Origin of the sequence: Acinetobacter sp. YH12063 (assembly GCF_013419715.1) — a bacterium.
Taxonomy (GTDB): Bacteria; Pseudomonadota; Gammaproteobacteria; order Pseudomonadales; family Moraxellaceae; genus Acinetobacter; species Acinetobacter amyesii.
Genome location: NZ_VOZO01000001.1, coordinates 549,804 through 567,380, shown reverse-complemented (window position 1 = coordinate 567,380; position 17,577 = coordinate 549,804). Strand labels below are relative to the sequence as shown.

The following is a 17,577-nucleotide window of genomic DNA, read 5'->3' as shown; positions in this document are numbered from 1 at the left end:
TAGGAGTCACAGAAAGCATGCTATGTATTCTTTTGTTTATTTAATGTTCAATATTCGGTAACTTAAACAAGGAATTTATGTGCGGGTTCAGTTAATATGCCTGCCACCTTCGTTGCGAGCGAGAAGATGACCGATACTCTACGCCCACATTTTTGGAAAAAGCATGCTTTGACTGAACTCACTCATTTGGAGTGGGAGTCCCTCTGTGATGGTTGCGGGCTGTGTTGTTTAATCAAGCTTGAAGATGAAGATACGCAAGAGGTGGCATACACCAAAGTGGCATGCAAACTTTTAGATTGTGAAACTGCCAGTTGTTCCGATTATCCAAATCGCAAATCACACGTTGCAGACTGCATACAGCTGACACCTGAACAAATTCACCAATTTCATTGGCTACCGCCGAGCTGTGCTTATCGTAGAATTTCTGAAGGTAAAGATTTACCGCGTTGGCATCATCTCGTGACGGGAAGTCGTGACAGTATTTTGAAGGCACGAAAGTCTGCCGCAGGGCGTTGCATCAGTGAAGAAGACGTCAACCCTGATGATATTGAAGATTATATTGTGCGTTGGGTACGCTAAAGGACATAGATACGCTCTATCTTGGGGCTAGAGTTGATCTTGTATCATGGCCAGAAAGTCTTGTTCTGACAGAACCTGAAAACCATGCTGTTTGAGGAGTGCTGTGGTTACTCCATAGCCTTCAATTTTTGTACGCGTAAAGGTGCCATCATAAATATAATGACTGCCGCACGACGGGCTACGATCTTTTAAGACCACCACATCAACCTTATGCAATTGGGCCAATTCCAACATGCGGTGGGCACCCGCGATAAATTCAGCACTGACATCTGTGCCCAAGACATCTTTGACTTGGGCTGTACCATTGAGCACATCAGTGGCTTGACCATTTTGAATTTCTGCAGGAAAACGTGGACAGCTCAGGCCGCCCATCATTTCTGGGCAGGCCGTAATGACTTGGTGAGTCTGCATCAGTTGGCAAATCGCAGCTTGTGTATTTGATTTGGCATCATAACGAACGGGTTGGCCTGCCAGACAGGCACTGACTAAATACTTCAGTGTCATCGTGTCTTGCTCCACAAGTTTTAGTGACTCAAAAGTTCCATCGCATGGTCATAACTGAGCGGACGATAAAAGTAAAAACCTTGTCCAGTATGACAATTACATTCTTTTAAGGTATCGACCTGTTCCGGTTTCTCTATACCTTCGACTAATATATTCAGGGAAACACTCGCACCAATTTGTGTAATCGCTTTGACAATGGCAAGTGCTGAACAGTCGGTATGCATGCGTTCCACAAAATTACGGTCGATTTTAATACAGTCGACAGGGTAGTTACTTAGACGTGTTAATGATGAATGACCTGTACCAAAATCATCTAAAGAAATGTGGATGCCATGGTCTTTCAATAAATTGAGGGCGCGAATCACATAATTTGAGCCACGTTCTGACAGGCTTTGCTCGGTAATTTCGACCTCAATAATATCTGGTGATATACCAAACTGCTTTAAGCGATTCAGTAGTTTTTCCGCATAATCATCACGTAAAAATTCGACAGGTGCAGCATTTATTGAAATCGGTAGCGGTTGCAGTCCAAGTTCAATCCATTTTTGAATATCTTGAAAGATTTTAATTTGCATTGTTTCACTAATGCGTGAAGCCAATTCATAATCTTGAAATGCAGCAAAAATTTGAGAAGGTAATTGTAATTGTTGGTCTTTATCGTACCAACGCAGCAAAGCTTCAAAGCCGACCACTTGACTGTCAGAAAGGCGAACTTTGGGTTGATAAAACGGAATAATTTGATTGGACTTAATCAGGCTGCGGGCTAGCGTTAATTGGCGAGTGGTGTTTTCAAGAATTTTAAACATGGTGTGGTTGAACATTCGCACCCCACCACGACCACTGCCTTTTAAATCATTCAGTGCAATATCTGCGCATTTAAGTAAATTCGAGGAATTTTGTGCATCGCGTGGGTAGATCGCACAGCCAATACTCATACCTATATTGATGCTTTGTCCATTATAGAAAATCGGCATATCCATTTGCTGACAGGCGATGCTGGCAATATCTGTTAATTGTTGTTGCGATTTTAAGTTCGGAATAGAAATGGCAAATTCATCGCCACCTAAGCGTGAAACCACGATATTTGCATCAAAACAGTGCTGAAAACGCTGTCCAAGGGTATGCAGTAAATGATCTCCGGCACTATGCCCTAAGGTGTCATTAATATGCTTAAAATAATCCAGATCGATCAATAACAAACCCAGTTGTTGCTGATGTTCTCGTGCCACTCTTAAGTGACTTTTAAAGACTCGACTAAACGCACGGCGGTTTAATAAACCTGTTAAATCATCCTGTTCAATGATCCGTTGGAGTTTATTTTCCGCCAGTCGCTGTACCGTAATATCACGGGAGACACAGAGAATTTCTTTGACTTGACCATATTCATTGAATACTGGGCTGAGCATGTTATCCCAATAAGCCATGGGTTCATCGGCCACTTGGCTCATGCCGACAAAGCGAGAAGTTTTTCCTTGTTTGGCTTCTGCAAAAGCATTCAGACACGCGTCGCGGACTTCTTCAGGCAATAATTTGTGCCATGATATACCAAACTCAGTTTCAGTCGGCGACACACCGAGAGCTAAGCAACCAGCGCGGTTCATATGCAGAATATGACCGTCTAGGCTTAATAATTTAATACAGTCGACACTGGCATCTAACATTTGATTACGGCTGTCGAGTTTTTCTCGTAATTCTGCACATTGGGTATGTTGTAATTGTATATTCTTGGCTTGAGGCATTTGTTGAAATGAATATATAGATAGATCAATGCCTTGTTGAACTTGAGGTATTTGCTTTTGCTTTAATGATTGCTTCATACAATCTGTCCAATTGGGTCAGGCAAGCTAAAAATGGGATATCTAGCCGATCATACTTTAATTTGATCGATAAGGGATAAGATCTCTTGTTACATTATAGTTAACATTCGCCTAAGGATTTTTACATGCAAGATACTTAAATAACGACATTAAACCACCCTCCTAAATTGAATACCGAATAAAGCAAAGATTCTGCCAAGGCAGTGTTAGAATAGAAAAAACGTCCCCAATTGCCGGAAACGAAATAATAAGATGTCAGACAGCCAAATTCCTCTTCCTGAACGCATGCGTCCTCATGATTTATCGCAAATTATTGGACAAGATCACCTTTTGGGTGAAAATGCACCGTTACGCCAGATGATTGACCAAGGGCATTTGCCATCGATTATTTTTTGGGGACCTCCGGGTGTAGGTAAAACCACAATTGCATTGTTGTTAGCGCAGGCCGTTGACCGACCATTTATTAGTTTATCTGCGCTCAATACTGGGGTGAAAGAGTTACGTGAAATCATCGCCGATGGTGGAGATTTATTGACACCTGTGGTGTTTATTGATGAAATTCATCGCTTTAATAAGTCACAACAAGATGCCTTACTGAATGCAGTTGAAAAGGGCAAAATTACCCTGATTGGTGCAACCACAGAAAACCCTTCATTTGAAGTTAATAATGCCTTATTGTCGCGTTGTCAGGTGTATACCTTAAATGCTCTGGATAATGACGTAATTCAGCGCTTATTGGATCAAGCCATTCACCAAGATTCGTTTTTAAAAGAGCGTTATATTCAAATCGAAGAATATGAAGCTTTATTTCAATTTGCCGCAGGTGATGCTCGTAAAGCATTAAATCTTTTAGATTTAATCGCCAGTACGTTTGAGCCAGACTTAGAAAATATCATTAACAATGCGGTGGTAGTCAAAGTTGCGCAGCAAAATATTGCACGCTATGACAAATCGGGCGAACAGCATTATGATCTAGTTTCGGCTTTTATTAAGTCGATTCGAGGCAGTGATCCAGATGCCGCTTTGTATTGGATGGCTCGAATGCTCAAAGGTGGTGAAGATCCTGTTTTTATTGCCCGTCGTATGTTGATTGCGGCATCTGAAGATATTGGCAACTCAAATCCAAATGCTTTACTGTTGGCTGGAGAATGTTTCCGATCTGTGCAGGCAATTGGTATGCCTGAGTGTCGAATCATTTTGGGGCAATGTGCGGTGTATTTGGCAACCAGTGCTAAAAGTAACAGTACTTATTTGGCCATCAACAAAGCCTTAGATTTGGCAGAAAAAACCTCGAATCTACCTGTGCCACTACATTTGAGAAATGCACCAACCAAATTGATGAAAGAGCAAGGCTATGGCGTGGACTATTTATATCCACATAATTATCCTGAGCATTTTGTCATGCAGGATTATATGCCGCCTGAACTGAAAGGCACTAAGCTGTATGAGTCTGCACGCAATAAACGTGAAGTCGAAGGTGAGCGTTTGCAGCAACGACGTTGGATGCAACAACAACAGCAGTAATAATTTGAATGATCATAATGGGAAGGCGCTTCGGCGCCCTTTTTTATGTCTATTTCATGCAAAAAAAAGCCCAACTCAAGGCGAGCTGGGCTGAAAAAATAGGATGTCTTTGGGGAGATACATCCTAGAGGGTAGATGGAAAATTTGGTCGGCATACACATTGAAAACTTATAGATTCTGGTGCTGCCTGGTATGTAGGTATCTTAGTGTGAACTTGGCTAAATGTGAAACAGAGGATTTTTATCGTTAACATTTGTTTTTTCGATCATAGATTAATCGAGTAATATTTCATTAAAAAACCGAGCTAAAGAGCTCGGTTTTTTACATCGATGAACGACTTAGATATCAGAAAGGTCGATACCTAAACGTGCAGCAACTTCTTCATAAGCTTCAACTACACCGCCTAAACCTTGACGGAAACGGTCTTTGTCGAGTTTTTTCTTAGTGTCTTTGTCCCAGAGACGGCAGCCGTCTGGAGAGAATTCGTCACCCAGTACGATACGGTCGTGGAACAGACCAAATTCAAGTTTAAAGTCAACAAGCAGCATGTTGCCTGCATCGAATAGACCTTTAAGTACTTCGTTTACTTTATAAGTCAATTCTTTCATTTGAGCGAGTTGTTCTGCAGTCGCCCAACCTAATGCAATCGCTTGTGATTCATTCACCATTGGGTCGCCTAACGCATCGTCTTTGAAGAACAATTCGAAAGTTGGCGGAGTAAGTTCTTTACCTTCTTCAACGCCTAAACGACGGCAAAGTGAACCTGCTGCATAGTTACGAATTACGCACTCTACAGGAACCATAGTCAATTTTTTCACTAAAACTTCAGTTGGAGAAAGAAGTTTTTCGAAATGAGTTTCGATACCAGCCGCAGCCAATTTTTCCATGATAAAGGCGTTAAAACGGTTGTTCACCTTACCTTTGCGATCCAGTTGTTCAATTTTTTCACCGTTGAATGCAGAAGCATCGTCACGGAAAACTAGGATGAGGTGGTCAGAACTATCTGTTTCATAAACAGATTTCGCTTTACCAGTATAGAGCAAGGTTTGTTTTAACATGAGGGAACCTTTTTCGAGAAAAAATGCCTAGTACGACTAGGCTGGCCAATTTTGGTAAATCTGAGCTAACAGATCTGCAGCTTTTTCTTTGTCTGCAAAACTGTTATCGGCATTGAACACAGCGATGTTATTGCTTGAACCTACAGAAGAAAGTCTTAAGACATAGGTCTGCTGATCGACCTTGACGGTTACTTCGTAACGGTTTTTGCTCTGACCAACAATGGTATGGTTAAGGCTGCTGAGGGTAGCAAGTGTGTATTGCCAAATTGTAGCAGAATTTCCTTCAACTTTGATCAGTGGATTTTGATTTCCATCCACCAATAGTTGAGGGCGGCTAATATTTGTACTGTCTGTTGAGGAATCTGCAACGACATTATTTTTTTCCGCGGCTGGACGCGGAAGGGCATAGCGATTGCCGCGCTTATTTTCAAGCTTTGGTGCATGCTCAATTGCTAGTGGGTCAACAGATGGAGCAGGATACAAAGGCGTTGCAGGACGAACCATCGACCCTTCAGGGTATTTCAGTGGTTCAACATCTGTGGTTTGTTTATAGTCCAGTGTGCCATTATTAAAGGCAAGTGAACTACAACCGGCTAATGTAAACACTGAAAGTGCCAGGCTAAGTCCTAAACGTAATTGCATGATGTTTGCTCTTCTTTATTTGATAACGCCCGCAGTGATGAGTGCTTCACGAAGCGGAGTGCGATATTGTTCTGCAAGGGGTGTTAATGGTAAGCGAATGCCTGTTTCAATCAGGTTCATCTCATGAAGTGCCCATTTCACAGGAATTGGGTTCGATTCGCAAAATAAAATTTGATGTAAATTTGCAACAGTATTGTTTTGTTGCTCGGCTTGGACTGCGTCACCCGCCAAAGCGCTTGCACACACTTCGCTCATTTCTTTTGGCGCCACGTTCGCAGTAACCGAAATGTTGCCCTTAGCACCTAAACCCATTAACTGATAAGCCGTTGCATCATCACCTGAGTACACCACCATATCTTTGCCTTTAAGGCCTTCAATGAGTTCTTGACCACGAGGAACATCGCCAGTGGCGTCTTTAATCCCTACGATTTGTGGAATATCAGCAAGACGGATCACGGTGTCGTTGTGCATGTCTACACCGGTACGGCCAGGGACGTTGTATAAAATTTGAGGTAAATCAACAGCTTCAGCAATTGCTTTGTAGTGTTGATACAGGCCTTCTTGGGTCGGTTTGTTATAGTATGGTGTTACTAATAATGCCGCATCTGCACCTAATTCTTTGGCTTCTTTGGTGAGTTCAATCGCTTCGTGGGTTGAGTTTGCACCTGTGCCGGCAATAATTGGAATGCGTTTGTTCGCCACACGGATGATTTCTTTGATCACCTGAGTGTGTTCGGCCATGCTCAAGGTAGAAGCTTCACCTGTAGTCCCTACAGCAACAATACTATTGGTGCCTTGCTTTATATGCCACTCAACCAGCTTCTCGAGGCTCTTCCAATCTACGCTGCCATCTTCAAACATTGGGGTGACGATTGCGACAATTGAACCTTGAATGGTCTGAGCTTGCTGAGTCATTTTGAAAAGCTATCCTATTTGTCCATCCGACAAGATGAAATATTGATTTCTGGATGGTTTCGAATTTTGATTTGTAGCATGTTCATTGGGCTATACCCAAATTGAATAATGCTTACGCAAATTATGACTGATCAAACGCATAAGAACAATATGCTTTGGTCAAAGCCATAAAATTCTTTATACAAATCAAACTTAAAACAATCAAGTGTAAAATAGCGGTTTTTTTGCAGCCTGAAAATTGTTCAGCAGGGGCTGAATCTTGAAAATGTTTTATTTAATCGAGAGGGTTGGCATGGTTGATGGGATTGATTAAATCATCAGCAAAAGGTTGATCTATGTGTATTCCGTGCTTTTTAATCAGAATTTAAGATTAAATAACAATGACTAAAGATTTAAAAACTATATCAATTCGCTCGGGTTTTATTACAAATGATTGTTAAAAACTTGGGTAATAATCTTTTTTATATCTAATAGAAATGGACATGTTTTTATGAGTGTTTAAAAAGATCGCTTGATTTGACTGTTCATTGCACGATTCATATTTTTTTATTTTAAATTTTTAATTGTTTTTACGACTTTGTGACTTAAAGCACAAAAACTATTACACCATGCACGTAATCCAATTTTGGACGAAAGGCTTCAACTTATTGGTAGTTATATCCTTTATAAGGCTCAGCGATGATGCGACTTAATTTGAACGCTGATGACAACAAGGATTCTCCAATGGAAAAGTCAGATAATAAGCATGCTATTGTCACGGTAGCAATCTGCTTCCTTATTGCCGTAATCGAAGGTCTGGATATTCAGGCTGCAGGTATTGCAGCAGCAGGGATTCGTGAATATTTCGGGCTGGATAGCTCGCAGCTAGGGGTGTTTTTTAGTGCCGGTATTTTAGGATTATTACCTGGTGCTTTGGTGGGTGGTCGGATTGCAGACCGAATGGGCCGTAAAAAAGTATTAATTTGGTCTACGGGGATGTTCGCCATCTTTACCTTATGTACGGTATGGGTAAATAGCTTCCATAGCTTACTCGCTGTACGTTTTCTTGCAGGTGCAGGTTTAGGTGCAGCAATGCCAATTTTAATTACCTTGGCATCTGAATCGGTAACGCCACAAAATCGTGGTCGTGCAGTCGGTTTGATGTACTGTGGTATGCCTGTAGGTGCGGCAATCTTATCATTGGTCGCAATGACGGACTTCGGTGCAAACTGGAAAAATATTTTCTATTTAGGCGGTTTATTACCGATTGTTGTGATTCCATTGATGATTTGGTTCCTGCCCGAATCGCGTGAATTCTTGAAAGCCAAAGATCAAGCGGTTCAAGCGACCGCCAATGGCGAAGTGCAACAAGGTGCTTTCAAAAACCTCTTTAACACAGAAAACCGTTTACGTACTTTCTCAATTTGGGTGAGCTACTTCTTCACCTTGATGGTGGTGTACATCATGTTGAGCTGGTTACCGTCGTTGTTCACCGAACTCGGTTTCACTCGTAAAGATGGTGCAACTGCGCAGTTCTACTTCATGGTGAGTGCAACCATTGGTACGATCATTTTAGGTATGTTGACTGATCGTTGGAAGAAAGCTTATGTGATCATTTTGATGTACGGCGGTATTTTGGCAGGTCTATTTGCGCTGAATGGTGCAGGTTCATTGACTCAAATGTACATGGCGTCAGCTTTAGTCGGTGCATTCGTGATTGGTTGCCAAGGTGTATTGTATGCCTTCGGTGGTATCGTGTATCCGACACAGTTACGTGGTACGGGTGTTGGAGTAGCTTCAGCCGTTGGTCGTGTCGGTGCAATGTTAGGCCCTGCAATTGCGGGTCAGTTATTGGCAGCAGGTTTTGGTGCGGCAGGGGTGATTACCGCTGCGATTCCATGTATCGCAATCTCTGCAGTATTTATGTTGTTGTTGGTACGTCGTATTCCAGCTTAAGGAACATGTCATATCAAAAAAAGCCCGTATATTGCGGGCTTTTTTATGGCGACAATAGAAGTCGCACTAATGCTTTAAGCCAAGATAAATAAACGTATTTGATGTAAAAATACAGCAGAATGAAAAAATAAAAAATCAACGTAGAGGGGCTATGTCAGCAAGAAAACTGGTCGCAATTTTTAAAGTTGATCAACGTGAATTTAGTTTGTATCTACATCAGCACGAATTTATTTTGGAACTCAAACCTGTATTTCAAAGACATCGCCAACATCCGAGAAAAAATGCGTGGTTGGCCTTTGCCGATGAACCTACCCTAGAAGATGTTGCTGAAAATATTAATGCATTTGAGGTCATGCAACAGACACGCAGCCATTTATTAAAATATATCTTTAAACATCAACCGCGATATTTTTATTTTCATGCTTCGACTCGGCGAAAAGCCCGTATTTACCCACGATTTGCACAGCGGCTGGTTGAGCATTTGCCCAAGTATCGGTATTGTCAGGAAGGACAGTCATTTTATTTTTATGCACAGGACTGAATACTAAGGCTTTTAAAATATGAGCGAATCAGTAGAGTCGCCGAAAATGCATGACAACGGATGGAGAGATATGCAAAAAAATACAGCGCTGATTGTGGTCGATGTACAAAATGGTTTTACCCCGGGTGGTCAGTTGGCTGTTGCCAATGCCGATCAAATTATTCCAGGGATTAATCAACTGGGGCAATACTTTACGAATATTGTGCTGACTCAAGATTGGCATCCAGCCGACCATATCTCTTTTGCTGAAAATCATCCTGAGCATGTACCTTATGACAGCATAGAGCTGAATTATGGAACGCAAGTATTGTGGCCGACGCATTGTGTACAAGGCACACAGGATGCCGAATTGCATCCTGATTTAAATTTACCAACGGCGCAGCTAATTATCCGTAAAGGTTTTCATCAGCATATCGACAGCTACTCTGCGTTTATGGAAGCAGATCAGAAAACTTCAACAGGTTTGGCGGGCTATTTGCGCGAACGTGGTATTGATACAGTCTTTGTGGTGGGCATTGCCACGGATTTCTGTGTTGCATGGACGGCAATGGATGCACGTAAGCTTGGTTTTGAAACTTTTGTGATTGCTGATTTGACCAAAGGGATCGATTTACAGGGTTCTTTACAGCATGCATGGCAAGACATGTTGGCGAATAGAGTGAAGCGTATTTACCTGAAAGATATTGTGCAGCAGCATGCACAGGCATTATCTTTGGCATGACCCAGTGGGCTCAGTTGAGAAAAGGCACAAGGGTGTGCCTTTTTTTGTCCCTGTTTTTAAATGGAAGATGCCTATGTCGGCTTTCTTAAAATTCACTCAATTTGTGCAGAAAACATTTGCGATTTGGGTGGTGCTGTTTGCAGCGCTCGCCATGTTTTTTCCCGATGTATTTGTTTGGTTAAAAGCATATATCCCATGGATGCTAGGCATCATTATGTTGGGTATGGGCATGACCATGACACTGCAAGATTTTAAAAGTGTATTGCAAAGCCCTAAAGCTGTGATGATCGGGGTTTTGGCACAGTTTATTGTGATGCCGGGATTGGCTTTTTTCTTGTGTAAATTATTACAACTGCCGACAGAAATCGCGATCGGGGTCATTCTTGTCGGTTGCTGTCCGGGTGGAACGGCTTCTAATGTCATCACCTATATGGCAAAAGGCAATACCGCATTATCTGTTGCCTGTACCTCTGTTGCGACATTACTCGCACCGGTTTTAACCCCTGCGATTTTCTATTTGTTAGCAAGCCAATGGATCGAAATTAATGCGGCATCGATGTTGGTTTCAATTTTACAAGTGGTTTTATTTCCGATCATTGTGGGGTTAATGATTCGAACTGTCTTTAAGCACCGAGTGGATGCCTATATACAGGTCATGCCATTGGTTTCTGTTGTGGCAATTGTAGCGATTGTGGCAGCAATCATTGCGGGTAGTCGAACACAGATTTTGCAATCAGGTTTACTGATTCTTGGGGTAGTGGCCTTACATAATGGCTTGGGCTATCTATTGGGTTTTTGGGCCAGCCGACTGTTTAAATTGCCCTATGCAGACTGTAAAGCAGTGTCGATTGAAGTTGGGATGCAAAACTCAGGTTTGGGTGTGGCATTGGCGGCGACCCATTTTGCCGCTTTACCTCTGACCGCTGTGCCGAGTGCGATTTTTAGTTTGTGGCACAATATTTCGGGTCCCGCACTGGCAACCTATTGGGCAGCACGGACGAGTGAGCCCAAAGCATTGGAACAAGACAAGCCTGTGCAATAAACAAAAAAACAATTCAGTAAAAAAGAGGGCAATGTCCCTCTTTTTTGATGTCGAAAATAAATTTTACGATTTGATGAACAGGGCTTTAGGGAATTGCATGCTTTTTTAATTGATTAATGCTATTTGTAACATAAGTGTCATCTCCGCTGCCTAACATGCCGGCAAACACTTTAGATATAGACTGTTTCAAACAGCATTGAGAGGGTATGCAACATTTTCAGCATTCATCAGAGACCTATTATAATCGTGAATTGTCACTTTTAGATTTTAATCGGCGGGTCTTGGCTCAGGCACTCGATTCAAGTTTACCTTTACTTGAACGCTTGAATTTTCTCATCATTTTTTCACGCAATTTAGATGAATTCTTTGAAATTCGCATTGCGGGGCTGATGAAACAACGAGATTTGAATGCGATTGCACGGACGCCAGATGCCATTCCGACTGAAGTGGTCTTAGATGAACTTTCCCAAGTGATTCATGACACGGTTGCACAGCAATACCACACCCTCAATCATGCTGTATTGCCTGCATTACAAAGTGAAGGCATTCGCTTTATTCAATTTAAAGATATTTTAGAAAAACATCGGGCGTGGATTAGCCATTATTTTAGTAAAGAAGTTCAACCGGTCTTAACGCCGATTAGCTTAGATCCATCGCATCCGTTTCCACGCTTGGTCAATAAAAGCCTCAACTTCATTGTGAGCCTAGAAGGTAAAGATGCCTTTGGTCGTGCCATTGAAATGGCGATTGTGCCTGCACCACGTTCCTTGCCGCGTTTAATTAAAATGCCTGCCGAGGTTGAAGGAAGTATAGAAACACAAATTTTTCTGACGGCCATCATCCAGCAACACATTAATGATTTATTCCCGGGGATGAAAGCGACGGGCTGTTATGCTTTTCGAGTGACACGCAATGCAGATTTGGTTCTAGCTGAAGATGTGGATGACTTGGCTGTGGCCTTAAAAGATGAATTGTCTTCACGCCGTTTTGGTCGGGCAGTTCGCTTAGAAATTGAAGATGATTGTCCGCAAAGCATTATTGATTATTTGTTAGATGAATTTGATTTGAGTGAGCAGGAGCTCTATCGCATTGACGGCCCGATCAATTTATCGCGTCTCAGTACCAGTTTTAATCGACCTGAACTGAAATATCCGGTCTATACACCGATTATTCCTAAAGTTTTTCGTAAACAAACTGCGATTTTTGATGTATTAAAAACACAAGATGTGTTGTTACATCATCCGTTTGACTCCTTTCAACCGGTCATCAACTTATTACGTGAAGCTGCAAAAGACCCTCAGGTATTAGCCATTAAGCAAACGCTCTATCGTAGTGGGCCAGATTCGGACATCGTACAAGTTTTAGCGGAGGCGGCACGCAACGGCAAGGAAGTAACCGCCGTCATCGAACTTCGGGCGCGGTTTGATGAAGAATCCAATATTACCGTGGCCAATATATTGCAAGAAGCTGGGGCTGTCGTGGTGTATGGCATTGTGGGCTATAAAACCCATGCCAAGATGATTTTGATTGTACGCCGTGAAAATAATCAGTTGTTACGCTACGCCCATTTGGGAACAGGTAATTACCACGCAGGCAATGCGCGGATGTATACCGATTATGGCCTGATGACGACGCATCCCGATATTTGCGAGGATGTGCATCGTATGTTTCAGGAACTGACCGGTATGGGCAAGATGGCGAAGCTGAAAGCTTTATTGCATGCACCATTTACCCTGCATACTGAATTATTGAAACTAATTGAACAGGAAATTGTTGCTGCACAAGCGGGAAAATACGCACGAATTATTGTGAAGGTCAATGCACTTACGGAACCGCAACTGATTGCTGCTTTGTATCGTGCATCGCAAGCAGGGGTACGTGTAGATTTAATTATCCGTTCGATTTGTTGTTTGATTCCTCAGGTCAAAGGTATGTCTGAGAATATTCATGTGAGATCTATCGTTGGGCGCTTCTTAGAGCACACTCGAGTGTATTATTTTGAGCATGCAGGCGAAAAACGATTGTACTGTGCCAGTGCCGATTGGATGGGACGTAACTTATTTTCACGGGTCGAAACCTGTTTTCCCATTTTAGAAAGCCGTTTGAAAAAACGCATTATGAAAGATGGTTTACTTAACTATTTGGACGATAATCAAAATGCATGGGAAATGCAGTCGAATGGGCAATGGGAGAGAGTCGTGGTTGAAGCAGGTGACGAGCTGCATAACGCGCAAAAATATTTGATTGCACAGAAAATTTCGACCGTTTAAGACAAAAAAATCCCGATTCAAGTCGGGATTTTTGATTTTGCTAAAACCTTTAAGAGGCTTTTGATTGTTTGGATTTTAAAATTTCAGTTCTGAAGTTTTGAGCCAATTCAGCGGCATCACTGTCCATTCCATTGAGCATAAACGCATGACGAGTGAGCACATTGGTCGGATTTGGCAAGCTGACCAATTGGAAATGATCTGAAATCTCTTTGAGCAAAGTTGTCGGCACATGAATGGCACTTTCTTTGGCAACCAATTGTTGTACTAACCGCTCAGCCGCTTGTACAGAAGACAATTGCATAGCTTCGACAGAGCTTGAAATTGCACTACGGGTTTGTAAAACGAATCGTTTTTCTTCACGGTAGCGTTTATATAAAACATCTGAAAGCAATTGGAATACTGAGCTGATCATGGTGAGGCAACGCAGCGCATCTGGAGTGTCAGCAGTCATGCTGATGGTTGCGCCATGTTCATCAAACTTATGCACTGTACTGATGTCAGAACTGTTCAATTTATAATGTTGAACACAGAGTTCTGTGGTTTTATTCAAGAAAATTTGGCAGAGATTAAAATACGGCACAGACACGGTTTTGTTGACGCTATCGAGCAACTGTTTCGGATCATAAAATTGAATATTTAATGCCAAGCTGTTGCTGTCGAGAACCACTGGTTTCATGTCTTTATGCTGTTTTGCTTTGGCTTGCGCATTTTGCTGCGCTTGAGCAATCGCCACAGCGGCATTATGTTTTTCTTGTTCTAAAGCCTGCGCTAGCGTTTGAATTTCATGTTTTAGACGTGATTCATTGTTGATTCGCGCTAAATATTCAGTACGGCTTGGACGTGCAATTGCGCGATACGCCAACCATAACAAGCCATGTAAGAATAATGAAAATAGAATCGCAGCCCATTGCGTACGTAAGATTTCACCAATACTTGGTTTAATTAAGGTGATTTCAACCGTTCCAACTTTCTTTTCGTTTTGCAGCGCATCACGAACAAAGATTTCACCGTCACGGGTTTTGGTCAAACCGCCTGTGGCCAAAACTTGATTATTGGCATTTAAGATGCGGATGGAAGCCACGCTCGGGTTGGTTGCATAGCGGTCAGCAAGTAAGGCTAATGATACGGTATTGGCCGGCTCAAGCTCAGATAGGCTGTCTGTAACCAATTGACTGGTCATCAGTTGTCCCTGACTGGCACGGTTTTCGTTCAGTTGGTGGGTTGTTGCCAATACCAATAAAAAGGTATGCAAAGCAAAACAAACTACTAATAGGCTAGCAAATAGCCCTTGTCTAGGCGCATTCAACGTAAACTTCCAAGGCAATTCTATTCAATTTAGATTATGATTCTTACATTAGTTGTAGCTCAGACCCGAGTCAATTCATGCGAGAAATCATTCTTATATCACTTTTAGGACCTGACCAACCTAATCAATTTACACGATTAATGCAGGTTTTGTCCGCACATTCCTTACAGATTTTAGATGTCGGACAAGCAGTCATCCACAATCAGCTGACTTTAGGTATTGTTGTTTCGTCGGAAGACCAGACTGCGACAGCATTAGCCATGAAGGAGATGTTGATTTTAGCACATGATATTGGCTTAACTGTGCGCTTTAAACCAATCTCTACAACAGAATATCAACAATGGGTAAATGAGGGAGGCCGCACACGCTATATCGTTACGGCACTTGCGCCAGAATTACAGGCGTCTCATTTACAGGCAGTTACAAATATTGTGTCGAGCCAAGGCTTCAATATTGAAACTGTGACTCGTTTATCTGGCCGTCCAGAGTTAGATGGATCAAGCGAAGGCCCACGACGTGCCTGCGTTCAATTTGGTCTAAAAGGCCAAATGTTGGATGCTACTGCAATGCGTGCAGCATGTTTACGTCTATCTACCGAACTTGGGGTAGATGTTGCCGTTCAAGAGGACAATGCTTACCGTCGTAATCGTCGTTTGGTCTGCTTTGATATGGACTCGACGCTGATTGAGCAAGAAGTGATTGACGAATTGGCGATTGAAGCGGGTGTCGGCGCTCAAGTGGCTGAAATCACTGAACGTGCTATGCAAGGTGAACTCGATTTCCAACAAAGTTTCCGTGCACGTGTGGCACTACTCAAAGGTATGGATGCTTCGGTATTGCCTAAGATTGCAGAACGTCTGACTGTCACAGAAGGTGCGGAACGTCTGATTTCAACGCTTAAATCACTGGGCTATCGCACGGCTATTTTGTCAGGTGGTTTTCAGTATTTTGCCGAATATCTACAAGCAAAACTGGGTATCGATGAAGTCCATGCCAATGTACTGGACGTCCAAGATGGCGCTGTAACCGGTGAAGTGAAAGGCCATATTGTGGATGGTGCCCGCAAAGCCTTCTTATTGACACAAATCGCTGAAGAAATGGGGATTTCATTAGAACAAGCGATTGCTGTCGGTGATGGTGCGAATGATTTGCCAATGTTGTCTTTAGCCGGCTTAGGTGTTGCCTTCCGTGCGAAACCTTTGGTGCGTCAAAATGCCAATCAAGCCATTTCAAGCGTGGGTTTAGATGGTGTTCTTTACCTGCTTGGTGTGCATGATAAAGATTTAAATCGTGCTTAAAACCATTTAAGTCATACTAAAAAACGTAGCCAAAAGGCTGCGTTTTTTTATGCCAAGAATTCAGCTCATCCGATGAACGGTAGAAGAAAATTGTCGATAAAAACAACGATTAACAGCATTCGAAAAATTAATTTTTTTAGCCTAAAACCAGCTGTTTTTTTTGTAATGACACTCGAAACGAGATGCCATCATTGTTCTAGAAATTCTTTAAAAAGAAAAAATGTAATGACAAAATAATGTTGCGACAAGGTGTGTCGCATGGACAAAAAACGAGACTTTTTTTATGCAAAAAACTCAGCATAATGCTTGCAAGAGATTGAGATCGACCAAATCTATTTACTGAAGATACAGTAGTGAGACGGCTCAGCATCCTGTAAGACAAGAGATGTCAGCTGTCAAATGACGGAGGTTTTTATGTTAACAGCGAATTTAGCAACAATCGTTGGCCTGAGCTTGGTATCGGCGGCTGTGATTGCTGTTTTCTTCTCGCCTTATCGTCGCTGGTTAAGTTTTATGCTGGCGGGGATGCTGGTGTGGGGACTCATTGAAGTGATTCGATTTGGCACACAAACCATGTTTGAATTATCAGTGACTTATAGTTATTTAACGGCATTAATGGCCGCAATGGTGGTATTCACTTTAGTATTGTTACGTGAAGACCGCCGTGCAGAGCGTGCGATGGCAAAGCGCCAATGTATAGAGCACACGCCTGTATATGATGAAGAACAGCAATGTTCGAGCCGATAAGTGCCAGAACAAAATTTCAATGAAAATGCGCCAGAGGGCGCATTTTTTTATGAACGCATTAGTCCGATTTGAGATACAAAGCCTTACTTCTCAAAAGCCAAGTTATGGTAGGATGAAGCCAGTCAATTTTCCAACAATTACAATAGGCTTTAAGTCATGAAACTATCATCAATTCCTGTCGTAAAACTACCTTTAGTTGATGTCAGTACGGATCCACTTGATTTACTCGTGGCAGGTTTAGCGCTTCGTATGAAACAGCTTGCACGTACTAGCCCTAAATTCATTGAATTGGTTCATGAACGTCAATTCCGCATTCAAATCGGTACAGATTTGGGTGTTGCACGTCAAATTATTGTAAATAATGGACAGATTGATACTGTTTCAGGCGATGCGGAAAAAGCAGACTTTATTTTGCAATTTGCGGACAGCGAACAGGGCGTAAAAACTTTGATGAAAGGTGACCCAACAGCATTTATGACGGGTATGCAAAATGGCAGTATTAAAATGGAAGGTGATTTTGGTCTACTGGTCTGGTTTAACCAAGTGGCGAAGTTAATTCCACCTAAACTTCCAAAACCGGTTAAAGAAAAAATCAAAATCGCACGTGCGTTTATTAAAGAAAAAACAGGTAAGTAAGATTTACGCCTTGTTTTCCCTCCTTTAGCGGGAGGATTTAAA

General features: G+C 42.1%; 16 protein-coding genes. 10 read left to right on the top strand and 6 right to left on the bottom strand.

The window, feature by feature from the left end:
• The first annotated feature begins 126 nt into the window (after positions 1-126).
• On the top strand, positions 127-579 hold the full coding sequence (locus FTU12_RS02660) for a YcgN family cysteine cluster protein (protein ID WP_168379729.1): 453 nt from the start codon (positions 127-129) through the stop codon (positions 577-579).
• 27 nt (positions 580-606) lie between these two features.
• On the opposite strand, the gene FTU12_RS02655 is transcribed toward FTU12_RS02660, so the two are convergent.
• The gene (locus FTU12_RS02655) at positions 607-1,083 is read right to left on the bottom strand and encodes a DUF523 domain-containing protein (RefSeq protein ID WP_180113685.1); all 477 of its coding nucleotides are present in this window, start codon (positions 1,081-1,083) and stop codon (positions 607-609) included.
• A gap of 20 nt (positions 1,084-1,103) precedes the next feature.
• The gene (locus FTU12_RS02650) at positions 1,104-2,900 is read right to left on the bottom strand and encodes an EAL domain-containing protein (RefSeq protein WP_180113684.1); all 1,797 of its coding nucleotides are present in this window, start codon (positions 2,898-2,900) and stop codon (positions 1,104-1,106) included.
• Positions 2,901-3,152: 252 nt separating this feature from the next.
• Here FTU12_RS02650 and FTU12_RS02645 point away from each other — a divergent pair, with 252 nt between their 5' ends.
• Positions 3,153-4,424 carry a replication-associated recombination protein A gene (locus FTU12_RS02645; RefSeq protein WP_180113683.1) on the top strand — a complete coding sequence of 424 codons (1,272 nt, stop codon included), beginning with the start codon at positions 3,153-3,155 and terminating at the stop codon, positions 4,422-4,424.
• A gap of 338 nt (positions 4,425-4,762) precedes the next feature.
• Here the strand turns inward: FTU12_RS02645 and purC are convergent, their stop codons facing one another.
• Genes purC through dapA form a run of 3 tightly spaced genes read right to left on the bottom strand, consistent with a single transcriptional unit; the run spans position 4,763 to position 7,039 of the window.
• Complete coding sequence (purC, locus tag FTU12_RS02640; RefSeq protein WP_180041565.1) at positions 4,763-5,482, bottom strand: phosphoribosylaminoimidazolesuccinocarboxamide synthase; 720 nt, start codon at positions 5,480-5,482, stop codon at positions 4,763-4,765.
• Positions 5,483-5,518: 36 nt separating this feature from the next.
• Positions 5,519-6,124 (bottom strand): lipoprotein-34 precursor (NlpB), encoded by a 606-nt coding sequence (locus FTU12_RS02635; protein WP_078193263.1) that lies wholly within the window; start codon positions 6,122-6,124, stop codon positions 5,519-5,521.
• A 15-nt stretch (positions 6,125-6,139) separates the two neighbouring features.
• Positions 6,140-7,039, bottom strand: a complete 900-nt coding sequence (gene dapA / locus FTU12_RS02630) for a 4-hydroxy-tetrahydrodipicolinate synthase (RefSeq protein WP_078193262.1) — start codon at positions 7,037-7,039, stop codon at positions 6,140-6,142.
• Between the two features lie 723 nt (positions 7,040-7,762).
• Here dapA and mhpT point away from each other — a divergent pair.
• From mhpT to ppk1, 5 genes are all read left to right on the top strand, one after another.
• On the top strand, positions 7,763-8,974 hold the full coding sequence (gene mhpT, locus FTU12_RS02625; protein ID WP_180113682.1) for a 3-(3-hydroxy-phenyl)propionate transporter MhpT: 1,212 nt from the start codon (positions 7,763-7,765) through the stop codon (positions 8,972-8,974).
• A gap of 151 nt (positions 8,975-9,125) precedes the next feature.
• Positions 9,126-9,515 (top strand): hypothetical protein, encoded by a 390-nt coding sequence (locus FTU12_RS02620; protein WP_180113681.1) that lies wholly within the window; start codon positions 9,126-9,128, stop codon positions 9,513-9,515.
• A 70-nt stretch (positions 9,516-9,585) separates the two neighbouring features.
• Positions 9,586-10,236: a bifunctional nicotinamidase/pyrazinamidase gene (pncA, locus tag FTU12_RS02615; protein WP_180113716.1), complete on the top strand. Its 651-nt coding sequence runs from the start codon at positions 9,586-9,588 to the stop codon at positions 10,234-10,236.
• 73 nt (positions 10,237-10,309) lie between these two features.
• Positions 10,310-11,278 carry a bile acid:sodium symporter family protein gene (locus FTU12_RS02610; RefSeq protein WP_180113680.1) on the top strand — a complete coding sequence of 323 codons (969 nt, stop codon included), beginning with the start codon at positions 10,310-10,312 and terminating at the stop codon, positions 11,276-11,278.
• A 206-nt stretch (positions 11,279-11,484) separates the two neighbouring features.
• Positions 11,485-13,548, top strand: coding sequence for a polyphosphate kinase 1 (gene ppk1, locus FTU12_RS02605; protein ID WP_180113679.1), 2,064 nt, complete (start codon positions 11,485-11,487; stop codon positions 13,546-13,548).
• A 49-nt stretch (positions 13,549-13,597) separates the two neighbouring features.
• Here ppk1 and FTU12_RS02600 read toward each other — a convergent pair whose 3' ends face one another.
• Complete coding sequence (locus tag FTU12_RS02600) at positions 13,598-14,854, bottom strand: hypothetical protein (protein WP_078190618.1); 1,257 nt, start codon at positions 14,852-14,854, stop codon at positions 13,598-13,600.
• Positions 14,855-14,931: 77 nt separating this feature from the next.
• Here FTU12_RS02600 and serB point away from each other — a divergent pair, with 77 nt between their 5' ends.
• From serB to FTU12_RS02585, 3 genes are all read left to right on the top strand, one after another.
• Entirely contained in the window at positions 14,932-16,152 is a 1,221-nt protein-coding gene (gene serB / locus FTU12_RS02595) for a phosphoserine phosphatase SerB (protein WP_078193257.1), read from the top strand.
• A 414-nt stretch (positions 16,153-16,566) separates the two neighbouring features.
• Positions 16,567-16,899 (top strand): AciT family ciprofloxacin tolerance protein, encoded by a 333-nt coding sequence (gene aciT, locus FTU12_RS02590; protein WP_078190616.1) that lies wholly within the window; start codon positions 16,567-16,569, stop codon positions 16,897-16,899.
• A 156-nt stretch (positions 16,900-17,055) separates the two neighbouring features.
• Positions 17,056-17,535: an SCP2 sterol-binding domain-containing protein gene (locus FTU12_RS02585; RefSeq protein ID WP_078190615.1), complete on the top strand. Its 480-nt coding sequence runs from the start codon at positions 17,056-17,058 to the stop codon at positions 17,533-17,535.
• The last annotated feature ends 42 nt before the right edge of the window (positions 17,536-17,577 follow it).